The 15555-nt window shown below is 64.1% G+C and carries 16 protein-coding genes; 5 read left to right on the top strand and 11 right to left on the bottom strand.

Going from position 1 to position 15555, the window contains the following annotated elements; translation table 11 throughout:
- Window positions 1-8: 8 nt before the first annotated feature.
- The 3 genes from dinB to QUG03_RS14830 form a co-directional block, all read right to left on the bottom strand.
- Window positions 9-1166, bottom strand: coding sequence for a DNA polymerase IV (dinB, locus tag QUG03_RS14840; protein ID WP_107797804.1), 1158 nt, complete (start codon window positions 1164-1166; stop codon window positions 9-11).
- A 13-nt stretch (window positions 1167-1179) separates the two neighbouring features.
- Window positions 1180-1485, bottom strand: a complete 306-nt coding sequence (locus QUG03_RS14835; RefSeq protein WP_107801578.1) for an Rdx family protein — start codon at window positions 1483-1485, stop codon at window positions 1180-1182.
- Window positions 1486-1805: 320 nt separating this feature from the next.
- Complete coding sequence (locus QUG03_RS14830) at window positions 1806-2279, bottom strand: copper chaperone PCu(A)C (RefSeq protein ID WP_107797803.1); 474 nt, start codon at window positions 2277-2279, stop codon at window positions 1806-1808.
- Window positions 2280-2467: 188 nt separating this feature from the next.
- On the opposite strand from QUG03_RS14830, the gene QUG03_RS14825 reads away from it, so the two are divergent.
- The 4 genes from QUG03_RS14825 (at window position 2468) to QUG03_RS14810 (ending at window position 5228) form a co-directional block, all read left to right on the top strand.
- Window positions 2468-3112 (top strand): MarC family NAAT transporter, encoded by a 645-nt coding sequence (locus QUG03_RS14825; RefSeq protein WP_048408368.1) that lies wholly within the window; start codon window positions 2468-2470, stop codon window positions 3110-3112.
- A gap of 21 nt (window positions 3113-3133) precedes the next feature.
- Window positions 3134-3967 carry an AraC family transcriptional regulator gene (locus tag QUG03_RS14820; RefSeq protein ID WP_107797802.1) on the top strand — a complete coding sequence of 278 codons (834 nt, stop codon included), beginning with the start codon at window positions 3134-3136 and terminating at the stop codon, window positions 3965-3967.
- A gap of 248 nt (window positions 3968-4215) precedes the next feature.
- A complete protein-coding gene (locus QUG03_RS14815; protein ID WP_107797801.1) occupies window positions 4216-4920 on the top strand; it encodes an AzlC family ABC transporter permease in 705 nt (234 codons plus the stop codon).
- Window positions 4917-5228 carry an AzlD domain-containing protein gene (locus QUG03_RS14810; protein ID WP_500820322.1) on the top strand — a complete coding sequence of 104 codons (312 nt, stop codon included), beginning with the start codon at window positions 4917-4919 and terminating at the stop codon, window positions 5226-5228. The genes QUG03_RS14815 and QUG03_RS14810 overlap by 4 nt, the downstream gene beginning before the upstream one ends.
- A gap of 162 nt (window positions 5229-5390) precedes the next feature.
- On the opposite strand, the gene map is transcribed toward QUG03_RS14810, so the two are convergent.
- The 4 genes from map to QUG03_RS14790 all read right to left on the bottom strand — a co-directional run bounded on the left by map (window position 5391) and on the right by QUG03_RS14790 (window position 11005).
- The gene (gene map, locus QUG03_RS14805; protein WP_107797799.1) at window positions 5391-6182 is read right to left on the bottom strand and encodes a type I methionyl aminopeptidase; all 792 of its coding nucleotides are present in this window, start codon (window positions 6180-6182) and stop codon (window positions 5391-5393) included.
- A 39-nt stretch (window positions 6183-6221) separates the two neighbouring features.
- A complete protein-coding gene (locus QUG03_RS14800; RefSeq protein ID WP_500820321.1) occupies window positions 6222-7535 on the bottom strand; it encodes a sodium-dependent transporter in 1314 nt (437 codons plus the stop codon).
- 216 nt (window positions 7536-7751) lie between these two features.
- Window positions 7752-9128, bottom strand: coding sequence for an amino acid permease (locus QUG03_RS14795; protein WP_227106458.1), 1377 nt, complete (start codon window positions 9126-9128; stop codon window positions 7752-7754).
- A gap of 494 nt (window positions 9129-9622) precedes the next feature.
- The gene (locus QUG03_RS14790) at window positions 9623-11005 is read right to left on the bottom strand and encodes an amino acid permease (protein WP_235084993.1); all 1383 of its coding nucleotides are present in this window, start codon (window positions 11003-11005) and stop codon (window positions 9623-9625) included.
- A gap of 513 nt (window positions 11006-11518) precedes the next feature.
- Between QUG03_RS14790 and QUG03_RS14785 the strand changes: the two genes are divergently transcribed.
- Window positions 11519-12247: a glycine zipper 2TM domain-containing protein gene (locus QUG03_RS14785; RefSeq protein WP_227106455.1), complete on the top strand. Its 729-nt coding sequence runs from the start codon at window positions 11519-11521 to the stop codon at window positions 12245-12247.
- A 119-nt stretch (window positions 12248-12366) separates the two neighbouring features.
- On the opposite strand, the gene QUG03_RS14780 is transcribed toward QUG03_RS14785, so the two are convergent.
- From QUG03_RS14780 to QUG03_RS14765, 4 genes are all read right to left on the bottom strand, one after another.
- On the bottom strand, window positions 12367-13224 hold the full coding sequence (locus QUG03_RS14780; RefSeq protein ID WP_500820320.1) for a sterol desaturase family protein: 858 nt from the start codon (window positions 13222-13224) through the stop codon (window positions 12367-12369).
- A 122-nt stretch (window positions 13225-13346) separates the two neighbouring features.
- The gene (locus tag QUG03_RS14775; protein ID WP_107797795.1) at window positions 13347-14000 is read right to left on the bottom strand and encodes a glutathione S-transferase family protein; all 654 of its coding nucleotides are present in this window, start codon (window positions 13998-14000) and stop codon (window positions 13347-13349) included.
- A gap of 90 nt (window positions 14001-14090) precedes the next feature.
- Entirely contained in the window at window positions 14091-14990 is a 900-nt protein-coding gene (locus QUG03_RS14770) for a patatin-like phospholipase family protein (protein WP_107797794.1), read from the bottom strand.
- Between the two features lie 15 nt (window positions 14991-15005).
- Window positions 15006-15551, bottom strand: coding sequence for a GNAT family N-acetyltransferase (locus QUG03_RS14765; RefSeq protein WP_500820319.1), 546 nt, complete (start codon window positions 15549-15551; stop codon window positions 15006-15008).
- Between the last annotated feature and the right edge of the window lie 4 nt (window positions 15552-15555).

The following is a 15555-nucleotide window of genomic DNA, read 5'->3' as shown; positions in this document are numbered from 1 at the left end:
GACCCGCCTCAGCCGTTCGGGGGCGGGTCGGCGTCTCGCGCTGGCGGCTCCGCCTCGCCCGCGGCGGCGTCCGCCGCCGGCAGGTCCGGCAAGGGCCGGCCGTCCCGGCCGAACAGACGCAACTGACGCGGCAGGTCGTGCTCGTCCGCCAGCTTGACGCCGACGCCGACCAGACGCACCGGCCGCCGTCCGCGCTCGAATCCCACTCGCAGCAGTTCCCCGAAACGCGCCGACGACAGTTGTCCGCCGGCGTGTTCCACCGTGGTCTGGTTGAAATCGTCGAACTTGAGCTTGACCGACAAGCCCTTGAACGCGGGATTGCCGCTGCGCGCGATGCGCGCGCTCAAGCGGTCTATCAGCTCCGGCAGCTTGGACAGACAGGCGGCGACGTCGGGCAGGTCCACCGCATAAGTCTCCTCGACGCTGATCGATTTGCGGCTGCGGTCGGTGGACACCGGCCGCGGATCCACGCCGCGCGCCAGCTCGTGGAGACGCTCGCCGAAACGGCCGAAATGGCGCAGCAGATCGGCCAGCTCCCAGGCCAGCATATCGCCGCAGCGCCGTATTCCCAGCTCGTTCAGCCGCTGCGCGGTGACCCGGCCCACGCCGTGTATCTTCTCCACCGGCAGCGCGGCGACGAAGCCGGCCACGTCTTGAGGCCGGATCAGGAATTGCCCGTCCGGCTTGTTCCAGTCGCTGGCCACCTTGGCCAGAAATTTGTTGGGCGCGATGCCGGCCGAGGCGGTGATGCCCACCTCCTCGCGGATCTGGCGGCGTATCGCCTCCGCCATCCGTGTGGCGCTGCCCTGCTCATGCGGCTGACCCGTCACATCCAGATAGGCCTCGTCCAGCGACAAGGGCTCGATCAAGGGCGTGTAGCGCTCGTAGATGCGCATGATCTTCTGGCTGGCTTCGCGGTAGCGCGCCATGTCCGGCGGCAGGATCAACAAATCGGGGCACAGGCGCAGCGCGCGCGCCGACGACATCGCCGAGCGCACGCCGTAGCGGCGCGCGATGTAATTGCAGGTGGCGATCACGCCGCGGCTTTCCGGCCGCCCGCCCACCGCCAGCGGCAAGGGCCGCAAGGCGGGATCGTCGCGCATCTCGATGGCGGCGTAGAAACAATCGCAATCGACGTGGATGATTTTGCGCAGCGGCTCGCTCATGGCGACGGCTGGATTAGGAAACGGCGCCGTCGCTATGGCCCAGCGAACGCTGCGGCGCCACCCGGTCTCGCACCCGCTGCTTCAGCAGCTTGATGTCGGGGAAACCGCCGTCGGCCTTGCGGTCCCACAGCAGCTCGCCGTCCAGTTCGACGCGGAACACGCCGCCGCTGCCGGGCTGCAAGGCCACTTCCGCCAATTCCTTCTCGAAGGTGGTCAGCAGCTCCTGCGCCATCCAGGCGGCGCGCAGCAGCCAGCGGCAGCCGGTGCAGTATTCAATGCTCAGGCGCGGAGATTTGGCGGGGGGGATAGAGGGTGTCATGCGGGAAAACGCGGTCGGCAAGAAGATGGCTGACAGCATACATCATGGGAGGGGAAAGGAACTGCCGGCGTCCCTGGATTTTGTTGTGTGCGGGCGCAAGCGCTCGCTCCTCCATCGTTTCTCTCTTTGTGCAGACTTGGCGTTTTGACCTTGTTCAGGGCGCCGGCAGTGGCAATGACGTCTTGTTCTCAACACATTCCCGAAGCCAAGTCTGCCCAGTCGCCGGCGCGGGGTAAAGCATTTACTCCAGCCCGCGCCGATTGCTGCACTGCACGATGTAACTTCGGCGCAACGTTACCGGTAGCATCGCGCCTTGCCGTTCAATGCGCGTGCTCGGCCGGCGCGGCGGCGGCCACGCCGTCTTCCACCACCACTTCCACGGTCACGCTGCCCGCTTTCTCGAATCGCAATGTCAGCGGAAAGCGGTCGCCCACGCGCAGCGGCTGCTTCAGGCCCATCAGCATCACGTGATAGCTGCCGGGCGCGAACTTGACTTCCTGGCCTGCGGCCACGGCCACGCCGCCGGCCACTTCGCGCATGCGCATCACGCCCTTGTCGTTGATGTGGGTGTGCAGTTCGGCCTTGTCCGCGCGCGGCGTGCTGGCGGACAACAGTTTGTCCGCGGCCTTGCCGCGATTGCTCAGCGACAGGTAAACGCCGCCGGTGGGGCTGCTTTCCGGCATTGCCCGGCTCCATGGATGGCCGATCTTCATATCGCCCAGCTTGAATTCGTGCGCCATCGCGCCAGCGCTCAGCAGGCACAGGCCCAACAGGGCGCTCAATGTCTTTTGCATAATGGATTCCTCGGGTTTTCCGCACTCTAGCACAGCCGCCGCAGGCAGCTGTGCGGCATAATGCCACAGCCAATGTCATGCCGCGCGCGCTTCGCGCCGCCGGCCGCAGAATTTCCCTTGTCACTTGCCCGCGGCCTCAGGCAGACTGCGTCCATTCCATGTAATGTTCGCTTCATCAGCGTAGTGCCATGCTCAAGACGTTGTCGCTCCAATTCCTGTTCGGCGGGCTGCTCAGCCTGATCACCATCACCAACCCGCTATCCAAGATTCCGCTGTTCATCACCCTGACCCGCGAGATGAGCGACTCTGCGCGCGACAATCAGGCGCGCCGCGCCTGCGTGTTCGCAGCCGCCATCATGGTGGTCAGCCTGCTGGCCGGCAACGTGATCATGTCCGCCTTCGGCATTTCCTACGGCGCGCTGCGCATTTCCGGCGGCTTCGTCGTCGCCGTGCTCGGCTACCGCATGCTGTTCCTGTCTCAGGACCCGGGCAACGCGCCCAAGACCGGCGAACGCGAGGACTACGCCTTCTTCCCGCTGGCCATGCCCGGCATCAGCGGTCCCGGCACCATCGCCGTGGTCATCGGCATTTCCACCGAGATCGCCGAACTGACCACGCTGCCGGCCAAGGCGCTGGCCTTCGCGATGACCTTCGCCGCCATCGGCGGCACCTGCTTCGGCATGTGGCTGACGCTGAAATCCTCGCAGCTGATCGCCCAGCGTCTGGGCCGCGGCGGCCGCGAAGTGATGACGCGGCTGATGGGCTTTTTGCTGATCTGCATCGGCGTGCAGTTCGTCGGTTCCGGCATCCGCACCTTCATGGCCGGCTCCTAAGGCCGGCCGCGACGCCCCGCCATGTCCCGCCCGGCGTCCGATCGTTCCGATTTCTTCCGCGCCGACGACATCGGCGCCTTGGAATGCCTGGACGCCAGCTACGCCCAAAGGGTGTTTCCGCCGCATTTTCATGAAGAATACGTGGTCAACGCGCTGACCCTGGGCGCACAGTCCTACCGCCACCGCGGCGGCACCCACCGCGCCGGCGTCGGCGCGCTGGTGCTGATCAATCCCGGCGAAGTGCATACCGGCGAAACTGCCGACGCGCGCGGCTGGGCCTATCGCGGCTTCTATCCATCCGCAGACTTCCTCCAAAAGCTGGCCGCCGACATCAGCGGCGACGCCCACGCCCGGCCTTACTTTCGCGACACCGTGGTGCTGGACGCGCCGCTGGCCGCCGGCATGGACCAACTGCATCGCCTGCTGCGCGACAGCCGGGACCGGCTGCTGCGCGAATCTGCGTTGCAGCGCATGTTCGGCGCGGTGCTGCAACGCCATATGCAGGTGCGCGGCCAGACGCAGGCGGCCGCCCCGCGCGCGGTGGAGCTGGCGCGGCAGATGCTGGCCGACGCCGTCAGCGACAATCTGTCGCTGCAGACGCTGGCGGAAGCGGCCCAGCTCTCGCCCTGGCAGCTGTGCCGCCAGTTTCGCCAGCACTTCGGCCTGCCGCCTGTGGCTTGGCGCAATCAGCTGCGCGTCAATCGCGCGCGCCAATTGCTGGCGCAGGGACAAACGCCCGGCGCGGTGGCGCTCAGCCTGGGCTTCGCCGACCAGGCCCATCTGACCCGCGCCTTCCGCCACACCGTGGGTCTGGCGCCGGCCGCCTATCAACGCGCGCTGGGCCTGCGCCGCTGAGAACCTGTTCAAAGTCTGCTGCGCTTCAGCGATACGGCGTTAAAAACAAGCTCAAAATGCTCATGTACCAGCTGTACATTCCGCTTTTTCGCTCGTTTTCGCCTTGTCTCGCCCTTGCTCGCGAGACTTTGAACAGGCCCTGAGAAGCAGCTCAAAGCCACGCGGCCATCCCCCGCAAAATCGTTCAAGACGGCGGCCGGTTTCGGCGGCATGATGAATCCATCTCATTGCCGCAAGGATACGCCCCGATGACCCGCCCCACCCCCGCCGCCTGGGCCTTACAAGGCGCGCGCGACAGCCTGCCCATGCTGATAGGCGCCGCGCCCTTCGGCGTGATTTTCGGCACCTTGGCCATCGCCGCCGGGCTCAGCCCGCTGAGCACCCAAGCCATGTCCTTGCTGGTGTTCGCCGGCTCCTCGCAATTCATCGCCGTCAGCCTGGTGGCCGCCGGCGCCGCGCTGCCGGTGATCTGGCTGACCACTTTCGTGGTCAATCTGCGCCACGCGCTGTACAGCGCCACCCTGCTGCCCTATGCGCGGCAATGGCCGCTGGCCTGGCGCTGGCCGCTGGCGTTCTGGCTCACCGACGAAACCTTCGCCGTGGTCGAACACCGTTTCCGCACCCAGGCCGCTGCCGGCGGCCAGTGGTATTGGCTGGGCTCCTCGCTGGCGATGTACGGCAATTGGCAGGCGTGGACGCTGGCCGGCGTGCTGCTGGGGCGCTCGGTGCCGGGGCTGGCGCAGCTGGGCCTGGACTTCGCCATGGTGGCCACTTTCGCCGCCATCGTCGCGCCGCAATTGAAAAAACGGCCCACGCTGGCGGCTGCGGCGGTGGCCGGCCTGACCGCGCTGCTGGCGCGCGGCCTGCCCTACAAACTGGACCTGATGCTGGCGGCGCTGCTCGGCGTCGGCGCCGGACTCTTGCTGGAAGGCAAGCGCAAGGAGGCGGCATGAACCATTGGTCGATGATTTTCGGCATGCTGGCGGCCACTTTGCTGATCCGCGCCAGCTTTCTGGTGTTCGGCCAGCGGCTGGCCTTCCCGGACTGGCTGAACCGCGCGCTGCACTATGTGCCGGCGGCGGTGCTGTCGGCGCTGGTGGTGCCGATGGCGCTGGCCCCGGCCGGGCGCATTGATCTGTCGCTGGGCAACGCCTATCTGATCGGCACCCTGGTCGCCATCGCGGTGGCGTGGAAGAACGGCAAGACCCTGCTCGCCATTGTGGTCAGCTTTATCGTCTACGGCTTGCTGCGCTGGCTCTAAGAATCTGTTTACGATCTGCTGCGCGTCGGCGAGATGGACGGAACGGGCTTAAGAGCCGCTCGCAACGCCTCGCGGAGAAGCCGAGCCAAGGCGCGCCGGCGCAGGCCGTACAAAGAGTGCGGCCAGGAGGCGCAAGCAGGATCAGGAGTTTGCTTGGCGGGTCTAAGCCGCCAGCAGACCCAGCGCCGCCAAGCCCGCTTTTTCCTCTTCGCGCAAGGTCAGGATGCGGCAGCCGTCGGCGGTGACCAGGAGGGTGTGCTCGAACTGAGCCGACAGGCTGCGGTCCCGCGTCACCACCGTCCAGCCGTCCGGCAACACCTTCACGTCCTTGCCGCCCTGATTGATCATCGGCTCGATGGTGAAGGTCATGCCGGCCTCCAGCTTGAGCCCTTGGCCGGGCCGGCCGTAATGCAGCACTTGCGGCTCCTCGTGCATGGCTGCGCCGATGCCGTGGCCGCAATACTCGCGCACCACGCTATAGCCCTGCGCCTCGGCGTGCTGCTGGATTGCGTGGCCGATGTCGCCCAGCGTCGCGCCCGGGCGGACCTTGGCGATGGCCAGATACAGGCAACGCTGGGTGACGTCCACCAGGCGCTGCGCGTACGGGCTGATCTCGCCGACGGCGAAGGTCTTGCTGCTGTCGCCGTAATAGCCGTCCTTCAGCACCGTGACGTCGACGTTGACGATGTCGCCGCGCTTCAGGCGCTGCCGCTCGGACGGCCAGCCGTGGCACACCACCTGATTGACCGAGGTGTTGACGCTGAACGGGAAGCCGTACTGCCCCTTGCTGCCCGGCCGCGCGCCCAATCGCTCGACGATATAACGCTCGCAAAAGGCGTCGATCTCCAGCGTGCTGACCCCGGGCCGGATCTTCTCCTCCACCGCCTGCAGCACTTGCGCGGTCAGGGCGCCGGCCAAGATCATGCCCTGGATGTCGGACTCGGTTTTAATCATGGCCGCCCCCTTTCTTGCCCATGCCAACGGCAAAGCGAATCAGACATTGTATACCAGCACCAGGCTGATCAGAATGGGCGCCGCCCAGCAATAGATGAAGCGCACGCCGGCGCTCAGCGCCGCGGGCAATTGCAGCTCGGCGCGCATGGTCGGCCAGATCACCCAGCCGGCAAAGCAGGCGGTGCCGATGCCGCCCAGCGGCAGCAGGATGTTGGACGCGGTGTAGTCCATCAGCTCGAACACATTGCGGCCGAACAGCTTCCAGTCCGCCAAGGGCCCGAAGGACAACGCCGCCGGAATGCCGGCGCAAAACACCAGCAGGCAGATCAGCAGCGTCGCCTTGCGCCGGCCTACGCCCCACTCGTCGATGGGAAACACCGCCACCAGTTCCAGCAGGGACACCGAGGAGGTCAACGCCGCCATCAGCAGCAGCAGAAAGAAGGCCGCCGCCAGGGCTTGGCCGAAAGGCAGGTGGTTGAACACCACCGGCATGGTCATATAGGTCAGGCCCGGTCCGGCCTGAGGGTCCAGCCCAAAGGCGTAGATCGCAGGAAAGATCATCAGGCCGGCCAAGACCGAGGTCAGCGTGGTCAGGCCGGTCACCCACAGCGCGGCGCCCGCCAGTTTCGCGTCCCGGCCCAGATAGGAACCGTAGGCGATCATGCAACCGGCGCCCACCGACAAGGAAAAGAAGGCCAGGCCCAGCGCTTCCACCAGCATGCCCGGCGTCACCTTGGTGAAATCCGGCGTCAGCAAGGCCGCCACGCCGGCCCCTGCGCCCGGCAAGGTCAGCGAGCGGGCGATCAGGCCCAGCATCAGCAGGAACAGCAGCGGCATCAACACCTTGCCGGCGCGCTCAATCCCCTTCTGCACCCCGCACATCACCACCAGCAACGTCAGGCCGGTGAACAGGGCGTGAGTCAGCAGGGATTCGAAGGGATCGGACACGTAATCGCCGAACAAGCGCGCCAGCGCCGCCGGGTCGTTGCTCATCACCCGGCCGTCCACCGCGCGCAGCAGATAGCCCAGCGTCCAGCCACCCACCACGCTGTAGAAGGAAAACACCAGGAAACCGCACAGCACGCCGGCGTAGCCCACCAGCTTCCAGCGGCGCGAACCCAGCCGCGCGAAGGCGCTCACCGCGCCGCAGGCCGCCGCGCGGCCGATGGCGATCTCGGCCAGCAGCAAGGCGATGCCCAGCGTGAAGGTCAGCAATAGATAGATCAGCAGAAACGCGCCGCCGCCGTTCATCGCGGTGACGTAGGGAAACTTCCAGATGGAGCCCAGGCCGACCGTGGCGCCGGCCGAAGCCAGAATGAAACCGAGACGGGAACCCCATTGTGTGCGAGACATGACAACTCCTGAGTCAGAACAATTTGCCGCCGCACGGGGTAACGCTGGATACAACAAGGCCGCCCATGACGGCGGCCCGGAAAATAGATGCGAACATCCCTGGCGCGCCGATTAGCTGCGCCACCACCACGTTTTGGTCTGGAATGGGATCGTTTGCTTCATAAGCGTGGAAGCATGCCGGTTTACGCCCTAGTACGTCAAGCCCGGCATGCGGATTCACGCCTTGTCGACGGCCAGACCGGCCGCGTCCGCCCCCGGCCGCTTCAGCCGGAAACCCAGCCACAGGACCAGCAGCCAGGCCGGCAATACGTACACCGACACTGCCACCCCCGGCGTGAATAGCATCACTCCCAGGATCATCAACATGAAGGCCAGGCACAGCCAATTGGAGAACGGATGCCACAGCGAGGCGAACACCAGCTTGCGACCGCCCTGGGCGCGGCGGAACTTCAGGTGAGTCAGGCTGATCAGCGCCCAATTGATCACCAGGGCGGTGACCACCAGCGACATCAATAAGGCCAGCGCGCCGCTGGGCAGCAGGTAATTGAGCACCACGCCGGCGAAGGTCGCCAACGCCGACAGCAAGGTGGCGTTGACCGGCACCCCGCGCTTGTCCAGCCTGGCCATGCTCTTGGGCGCATTGCCCTGCTGAGCCAGACTGAACAGCATGCGGCTGGTGGCATAGACGCCGCCGTTGTACACCGACAAGGCCGCGGTCAACACCACGAAATTAAGCCCGTGAGCGGCGAAGCCGGCGCCGATCTGCTCGAAAATCATCACGAAGGGGCTGCCGCCGGCGGCCACCTTGCTCCACGGATACAGAGACAGCAGCACCAGCAGCGAGCCGATGTAGAAAATCAGCACGCGGTAGATCACCTGATTCACCGCTCTGGGAATGGTTTTCTGCGGGTCCTGGGTCTCCGCCGCCGCCATGCCGATCAGCTCCAAGCCGCCGAAGGAGAACATGATCACCGCCATCGTCATGAACAGGCCGCCTACGCCATGCGGAAAGAAGCCGCCGTCGCTCCACAGATTGCTCACCGAAGCCTGCGGGCCGCCCTTGCCGGACAAGAGCAGATAGCCGCCGAACACGATCATCGCGATCACCGCGCCCACCTTGATCAGCGCGAACCAGAACTCCGTCTCGCCATAGTATTTGACGCTGCTCAGATTGACGCCGGTGATCGCCGTGAAGAAGACCAGCGCGGTGACCCAGGTGGGCACATCCGGCCACCAATAGCGCACGTACTCGCCTGCGGCCGTCAGTTCGGCCATGCCGGCCAGCACATACAGCGCCCAGTAATTCCAACCGGACAGGAAGGCCGGAAACTTGCCCCAGTAACGGCCGGCGAAATGGCTGAGCGAGCCGGCCACCGGCTCTTCGGCCAGCATCTCGCCCAATTGGCGCATGATCAGGAAAATGATGAAGCCGGCGACGGCGTAGCCGAGAATCATCGCCGGTCCGGCCGCTTTCAACACGCTGGCCGAACCCAGGAACAGACCGGTGCCGATCGCGCCGCCCAGCGCGATCAATTGGATATGGCGGTTTTTCAGCTCGCGCTTCAAACCGGTGGAAGTGGGGGTAACGCTCACCTTGGCGCCTCCTGCTGATGGAAAGCTGTTTACGATCAGCGGCGTGCGGCGATACGGCTTTGAATCCGGCTTGGCATTGCTCGTGCGCCATTGGCGCATTCCGCTTTCTCAGCCGCAAAACCTTGTCTCGCCCCAGCTCGCGCCATCGTAAGCAGGCTCTCTTGTGAATGGGACGGTATTGCTTCATCAATGCAGCAAGGCCCTCACCACCCGTCAATCAGACAAAAAGTCCAAAAAGCAAGCAAGACATCCTTATTACATACATCAACTTCAAACAAACCACGTTCAGACTAAACAAAATACGACAAAAGGTCAAAAACCTTTTTCAAAACATCTGGTGATGATTCATAAGACCATCATCAACACCAAGCAAATTAGACAATAAGTCTAATTAAATGCGAATCGAGGCGGCGGACCGCGCGGGGCAAAAAGCAGGGCCGCCCGGATAAGGCGGCCCTGCCGATACGCTCGCTGCGCGAGCGTCGTGAAAACACTCAGGAGGTCTGGCGCACGGGCTCCGCCGCCGGCGCGCCCTTGGCTTTGGCGCGATAGCCCACCCACAGCAGCCCCAGCCATATCGGCAACACATAGACCGATACCGCGGCGCCCGGGGTCAGCAGCAAGATCAACAGAATCATCGCCATGAAAGCCAGGCAGATCCAATTGGTCAGCGGGAACCAGAAGGACTTGAACACCAGTTGCTCGCCGGCTTCGACCTTGGCGCGGCGGAACTTCAAATGCGTCAGGCTGATCATCGCCCAGTTGGTCACCAGCGCGGCCACCACCAGCGACATCAAAATGCCCAAGGCCTCGCCCGGCAGCACATAGTTGAGGATCACGCAGGCGAAAGTGGCCAACGCCGACACCAGGATCGCCGGCACCGGCACGCCGCGCTGGTCCACCTGCATCAAGGCCTTGGGCGCGTTGCCCTGTCTGGCCAGGCCATACAGCATGCGGCTATTGGCGTAAACGCTGCTGTTGTACACCGACAGCGCCGCGGTCAGCACCACGAAGTTGAGCAGATTGGCGGTCAGCCCGGAGCCGATTTGCTGGAAGATCATCACGAAGGGGCTGCCGCCGGACGCCACCTTGCTCCACGGGTACAACGACAGCAGCACCACCAGCGAACCAATGTAGAAGATCAGGATGCGGTAGATCACCTGGTTCACCGCCTTGGGAATGGTGGTGCGCGGGTTATCCGCCTCGGCCGCGGTCAGGCCAATCAGTTCCAGGCCGCCGAAGGAGAACATGATCACCGCCATCATCATGAACAGGCCGCTGAAACCATGCGGGAAGAAGCCGCCATCGCTCCACAGATTGCTGAACGAGGCTTGCGGACCGCCGGTGCCGGTCAGCAGCAGGTAGCCGCCGAACAGAATCATGGCAATCACCGCCACCACCTTGATCAGCGCGAACCAGAACTCCGCCTCGCCGTAAACCTTGACGTTGGCCAGATTGATGCCGTTGATACAGACGAAGAACACCAGCGCCGACACCCAGGCGGGGACATGCGGCCACCAGTACTGGACATAGGCGCCGACGGCGGTGAGTTCCGCCATGCTGACCAGGATGTACAGCACCCAGTAGTTCCAGCCGGACAGGAAGCCGGCGAAATCGCCCCAGTAACGGTAAGCGAAGTGGCTGAACGAGCCGGCCACCGGCTCCTGGGCCACCATTTCGCCCAACTGGCGCATGATCATGAAGGCGATCAGGCCGGCGACGGCATAGCCCAGAATCATGGACGGACCGGCGGCCTTCAGCACGCTGGCCGAGCCCAAGAACAGGCCGGTGCCGACCGCGCCGCCCAAGGCGATCAATTGGATGTGGCGGTTTTTCAAACCGCGCTTCAAACCGGCTTCGGTGGAGATATCAGTCAAGGCTGCCCCCTAAAATCATCATTTTCCAGCAACATTAATACCAACAGCATGACAATTCAGGCAAGCCGCTTCGTTTCTGTTGCAAACATCAACAAGCTGGACATTAAGCACTCATGCTCGCCTCGCGTCAAATGAAGACATTGGATTTTTATGCCTTAATAGCGTCATATATTGGATGCAATGAAATTAAATTCGATTATTTAAACAAAAACTTTGCTCTAATTGCTCAATTACCTGCAGACTACTGCAAATTTCTGCCACACCCCCCATCGCGGGGCCCAGCATGCCATTTTGCATATAAGCAAGCGTTCACTCGCTGATATATTGATTTAAATCAAATTGCTAGCGCCGCTGCAACACCGGAGCCGCCGCCGCAAACGCTAACGATTCGCCACTTTTAGTAACAAATGGAAAACATTTGATTTGCAACTGTCTGCCACCATGAAGTGTCTGAATTTCATCTCACTCATCATGATTACGGCCGCATAGACGGCCCGCTTTTGGAGACGAACCATGAAACAATCCTTGTTGATCGCCAGCGTGCTGGGCGGCGGCATCGCGCTCGGCGGCCTGGGCGTGGCCGGCTATCAAGCCGTGAAATCCAATCCTCAGACCGCGGCCGCGCCGCAGCAAACCGCCAGCGCGCCGGCAGCCGCATCCGCCCCAGTGGCGGTGCTGCCGCCCGCCGTGGCCTCCGCCCCGGCGGTCGTCGCCGCGGCCGCGCCCGTCGCAGCCGCCCAAGCGGCCAAGCCGGCGGAGAAAACCGCCGAACCCAGCGCGCCGGCCAAGCCGGCCGCTCCGGTCCACGCCACCCATGCCCGCATCCTGGCGGTGACGCCGATCAAGGAAACCGTCAACGCGCCCAAGCAGGTCTGCCATCAGGAGCAGGTCACCCATCAGGCGCCGGTCCAGGATCAAAACCGCATCGCCGGCTCGGTGATAGGCGGCGTGATCGGCGGCGTGCTGGGCAATCAGGTGGGCGGCGGCAACGGCAAGAAGGCCGCCACCGTGATCGGCGCGCTGGCGGGAGGCCTGGCCGGCAACAAGGTGCAGGAAGGCATGCAGCAACGCGATCAGGTCAACAGCACCCAGACCATTTGCAATGAAGTGAACGAAAGCAGCGAGAAGGTGGTCGGTTACGACGTCAAGTACTCGCTGGACGGCAAGACCGGCACCGTGCGCATGGATCGCAAGCCCAAGGGCAAGACCTTGCCGGCCAAGAACGGCAAGGTGCTGGTTTAGCATCCTGCTGTAGCGTTGCGCCGACTGGCTCAGCGCTGACGCTGATGCTTGCTAGCCACACAGGCTGGCAAGACCATGCCACGCAAAAGCGGACCTCCCGGTCCGCTTTTTTCATGCCCTCAGCGCCAGCGCGCCGCGGCCGCCTCAGCCTCTTCCGGCGGGCCGAACAAGACCGTCCAGCGGTCCTTCCAGTTGGGCGCGCGCCAGGCTTCCCGCAACATATCGCGCCATTCCACCACGCTGACCCATAGCGGATTGAAGCTGTTCACCGGCTTGACCGTGCCGTAGTCGCAGGGATCGTCGGCGCTTTCCTCCACATAGGTGCCGAACAGGCGGTCCCAGACCACCAGCACGCCGGCGTAGTTGTGATCGATGTAGCGCGGATTCTTGGCATGGTGGCCGCGATGGATGGACGGGGTGTTGAGAACGTATTCCAGCCAACCCAGCTTGGGGCAGGCCTGGGTATGCACGAAGAACTGGAAGGCCAGGTTCAGCAACACCACGCCGACCACCTGCTCAGGCGGAAAGCCCAGCCAGGCCAGCGGCAGCCAGAACGCCCACATGCCGGCCAGCGGATACATCAGGCTCTGGCGGAAGGCGGTGGTGAAATTCATCCGGGTGGAGCTGTGGTGCACGCTGTGGGCGGCCCACAGCCAACGCACGCGGTGGCTGACGCGATGGAACCAGTAATAGAGGAAATCCTGGCCGATGAACAACAGCAAGAAGCTGAGCCAGGAGTCGTAAAATTGAAACAGCCGGTGTTCTTGGAAAATCCACGCGTACAAGGGCAGCACTAGCACCCAGGCCAGCTTGTCCGCCCCCTGGTGCAGCAAGCCCAGACAGGCGCTGCACACTGAATCGCGCCAATCGTACAGACTGAGCCGGCCCTGCCGGCGCAAATGCCACAACTCGCCGGCGACGAAGGCCAGGAACACCGGCGCCATCACCAACAACAGCAGCTGAATATCGAACTTCATCACGGCCTCCCGCTTGGGCAAGGCGTTTGCGTCAGGGGCAAACACTTGATTGGAGTTTGAGCTCTATAATTACTCAAACGCCGAATGCCGGCAAGCGGGTCGGTCCTGTCCTGCGGTTTACCCTATTGCTGCTGACGCGCGCGGAACGCGGTCAAGGACGCCTCACGCTCGCTCCAGGTCCGGCTCACGCTCTTGCGGGCGGACAGGCGCTGCAGATAGGCGTCGCGATCGGGGAAGCCGGCGGTCAGGTCTTCGCCCAGCAAGGCCTTGCTCATCTGCTCCAGCGCCGGCAGGACGCAGGCGGCGCCGATGTCGGCGCTGCTGAAATCCTCGCCACAGGCCCAAGGGCCGTAATCCAGCAACTGGGCGCAGGCGGCCACGCCACGGGCGATCTGCTGACGCGCGGCGTCGATCGCGCCCGCTTCCAGCGGGCTGCCGAACAGCCAATGGCGGTATAAAGGCAGCGCCGGCATCAGCACGTACAAATCCAGCATCGCGCTCAGCTGGCGCGCGTGGGCGCGGCCGTTCGGCGTCGGCGGCAGCAAGGAGGCGGTGGGATAGGCGTCCTCCAGCCATTCCAGGATCACCGATGACTCCGCCATGGCGTGGCCGCCCACTTCGACAAAAGGAATCTTGCCCATCGGGCTCTTCGCCAGCAGTTCTTCCTGCTGCGAAGGGGCGGTGAGGATTTCTTGGAAGTTGACGCCCTTTTCCAGCAAGGCGATTTTGACCTTGTTGTAATAAGGGGACAGCGCAGCGCCGTAAAGCTTGATCATTCAGGTCTCCAGGCAGGCCGGGCCTGCGGTTGCTGATGGAAGGCGGCCGGCCATGCTGCAATGCAGGGCCAGCCCGGCAGCATTATGCCATTACTTATTCATGGCAACGGCTTTTTGCTGCAGCAATTGCCTGATCTGCGGCAGCGCCGCCTGCGCGGCGCGCTCTCCTTCCAGAATAGCCTGATGGCGCGCGTCGAATTGAGCGGATCCGATATTCTGCACTTGCGGGCGGATCACCACGTCGGCCTGCTTCAGTTCTTGCGCCAGCGCCGGCCCGTTCATGATGTTCAGGCTCTGATCCAGCATGGACAGAAAGCCGGTGGCGGCGCCCTTGCGCGGCCGCGCCGAGATATCGACGGCGATGACGAAGTCCGCGCCCATCTCGCGCGCGGCGCTGACCGGCACCGGGCTGACCAGGCCGCCATCCACATAGCTCTTGTTTCCTATCTTCACCGGCAGGAAGACGTTGGGAATGCTGGCCGAGGCACGCACGGCCTGGCCGGTGTTGCCCAGGCGGAACACCACCTTGCGGCCGCTGTCCAGTTCGGTGGCCACCGCGCCGAACGGCCGCGGCAATTGCTCCATGGTCTTGTTGGCCACCTGAGCGTTGATCCAGTTCTGCAGTTTCTCGCCCTTGATCACGCCCTTGCTCGACAAGGTCCAATCGGTCAGATTGGATTCGTCCAGTTGAATCGCCCGGCTTTGCAGCTGCATGCCGCTGAGGCCGGAGGCGTACAGACTGCCGACCACGCTGCCGGCGCTGGTGCCGGTCACCAGATCAGGCGTGAGGCCGGCGGCTTCCAGCACCTTGATCACGCCGACGTGGGCAAAGCCCTTGGCCGCGCCGCCGCCCAGCGCCAAGCCGATCTTGGGCTTAAGCGCCGGCTTCGGCGGCTGCGCCGCGGGAGGGGAGGACAAGGTGGAACAAGCCGACAACAGCGCGGCCATGCCCGCCAACAGCCAGGGGCGGAGAGTGTGTTTGCTCATCATGATTTCATCGGGCTTTCAGGCATCGGCGGTGGTTGGAACCGCCCCAACGGGCGCGCAGTCCAGCATCACGTAATTCAGATGCCGCGCGCCCTCCAATTCGAAATGGCATTCGCCGTGGACGGTCATGCCCAGCCGGCGGTAGAAGGCGATCGCGCGCTCGTTGCGGTGCCACACCGTCAGCCACAAACGCGCGGGTTCGGGAAGGGCGAGCGCCCATTGCCGCGCCGCTTCCAGCAAACGCCGGCCCAGGCCCTCTCCGGTGCGGCTTTCCACCAGGTAGATCCTGCACACTTCCACGGTGGGGAAGTCGCAGCCTTGGCAGGGGCTGTCCAGCTTCATCAGCGCGTAGCCGAGCAGAAAGCCGTCTTGCTCCATCGCCAGCAGATGATGCGAGGGGCTGGCGATCAGCGCCTCGAAATTGGCCGGCGTGAATTCGCTCAGCACATAGTCGGCCATGTCCCGGCGGACGCCGTCGGTGACGTAGGTGCTCAGCCACACTTGAATCGACAAGGCGGCCAGGCAGCCGGCATCCTTGGGCGCGGCCAGGCGGATGGTCTGCATCGCC

This window comes from Chromobacterium sp. CCUG 30098, from assembly GCF_059916605.1.
The sequence above is the reverse complement of the archived record's forward strand: the minus strand, read 5'-3'. Positions and strand labels throughout refer to the sequence as shown.

Excerpts from the sequence above, each read along its gene's own strand:
- QUG03_RS14830 (WP_107797803.1), bottom strand. The coding sequence starts at position 2,279 with ATGCAAAAGACATTGAGCGCCCTGTTGGGCCTGTGCCTGCTGAGCGCT.
- QUG03_RS14800 (WP_500820321.1), bottom strand. The coding sequence starts at position 7,535 with ATGTCTCGCACACAATGGGGTTCCCGTCTCGGTTTCATTCTGGCTTCG.
- QUG03_RS14770 (WP_107797794.1), bottom strand. The coding sequence starts at position 14,990 with ATGATGAGCAAACACACTCTCCGCCCCTGGCTGTTGGCGGGCATGGCC.
- QUG03_RS14775 (WP_107797795.1), bottom strand. The coding sequence starts at position 14,000 with ATGATCAAGCTTTACGGCGCTGCGCTGTCCCCTTATTACAACAAGGTC.
- QUG03_RS14815 (WP_107797801.1), top strand. The coding sequence starts at position 4,216 with ATGACCCGCCCCACCCCCGCCGCCTGGGCCTTACAAGGCGCGCGCGAC.
- QUG03_RS14825 (WP_048408368.1), top strand. The coding sequence starts at position 2,468 with ATGCTCAAGACGTTGTCGCTCCAATTCCTGTTCGGCGGGCTGCTCAGC.
- map (WP_107797799.1), bottom strand. The coding sequence starts at position 6,182 with ATGATTAAAACCGAGTCCGACATCCAGGGCATGATCTTGGCCGGCGCC.
- QUG03_RS14810 (WP_500820322.1), top strand. The coding sequence starts at position 4,917 with ATGAACCATTGGTCGATGATTTTCGGCATGCTGGCGGCCACTTTGCTG.
- QUG03_RS14780 (WP_500820320.1), bottom strand. The coding sequence starts at position 13,224 with ATGAAGTTCGATATTCAGCTGCTGTTGTTGGTGATGGCGCCGGTGTTC.
- QUG03_RS14820 (WP_107797802.1), top strand. The coding sequence starts at position 3,134 with ATGTCCCGCCCGGCGTCCGATCGTTCCGATTTCTTCCGCGCCGACGAC.
- QUG03_RS14765 (WP_500820319.1), bottom strand. The coding sequence starts at position 15,551 with ATGCAGACCATCCGCCTGGCCGCGCCCAAGGATGCCGGCTGCCTGGCC.
- QUG03_RS14785 (WP_227106455.1), top strand. The coding sequence starts at position 11,519 with ATGAAACAATCCTTGTTGATCGCCAGCGTGCTGGGCGGCGGCATCGCG.
- dinB (WP_107797804.1), bottom strand. The coding sequence starts at position 1,166 with ATGAGCGAGCCGCTGCGCAAAATCATCCACGTCGATTGCGATTGTTTC.
- QUG03_RS14835 (WP_107801578.1), bottom strand. The coding sequence starts at position 1,485 with ATGACACCCTCTATCCCCCCCGCCAAATCTCCGCGCCTGAGCATTGAA.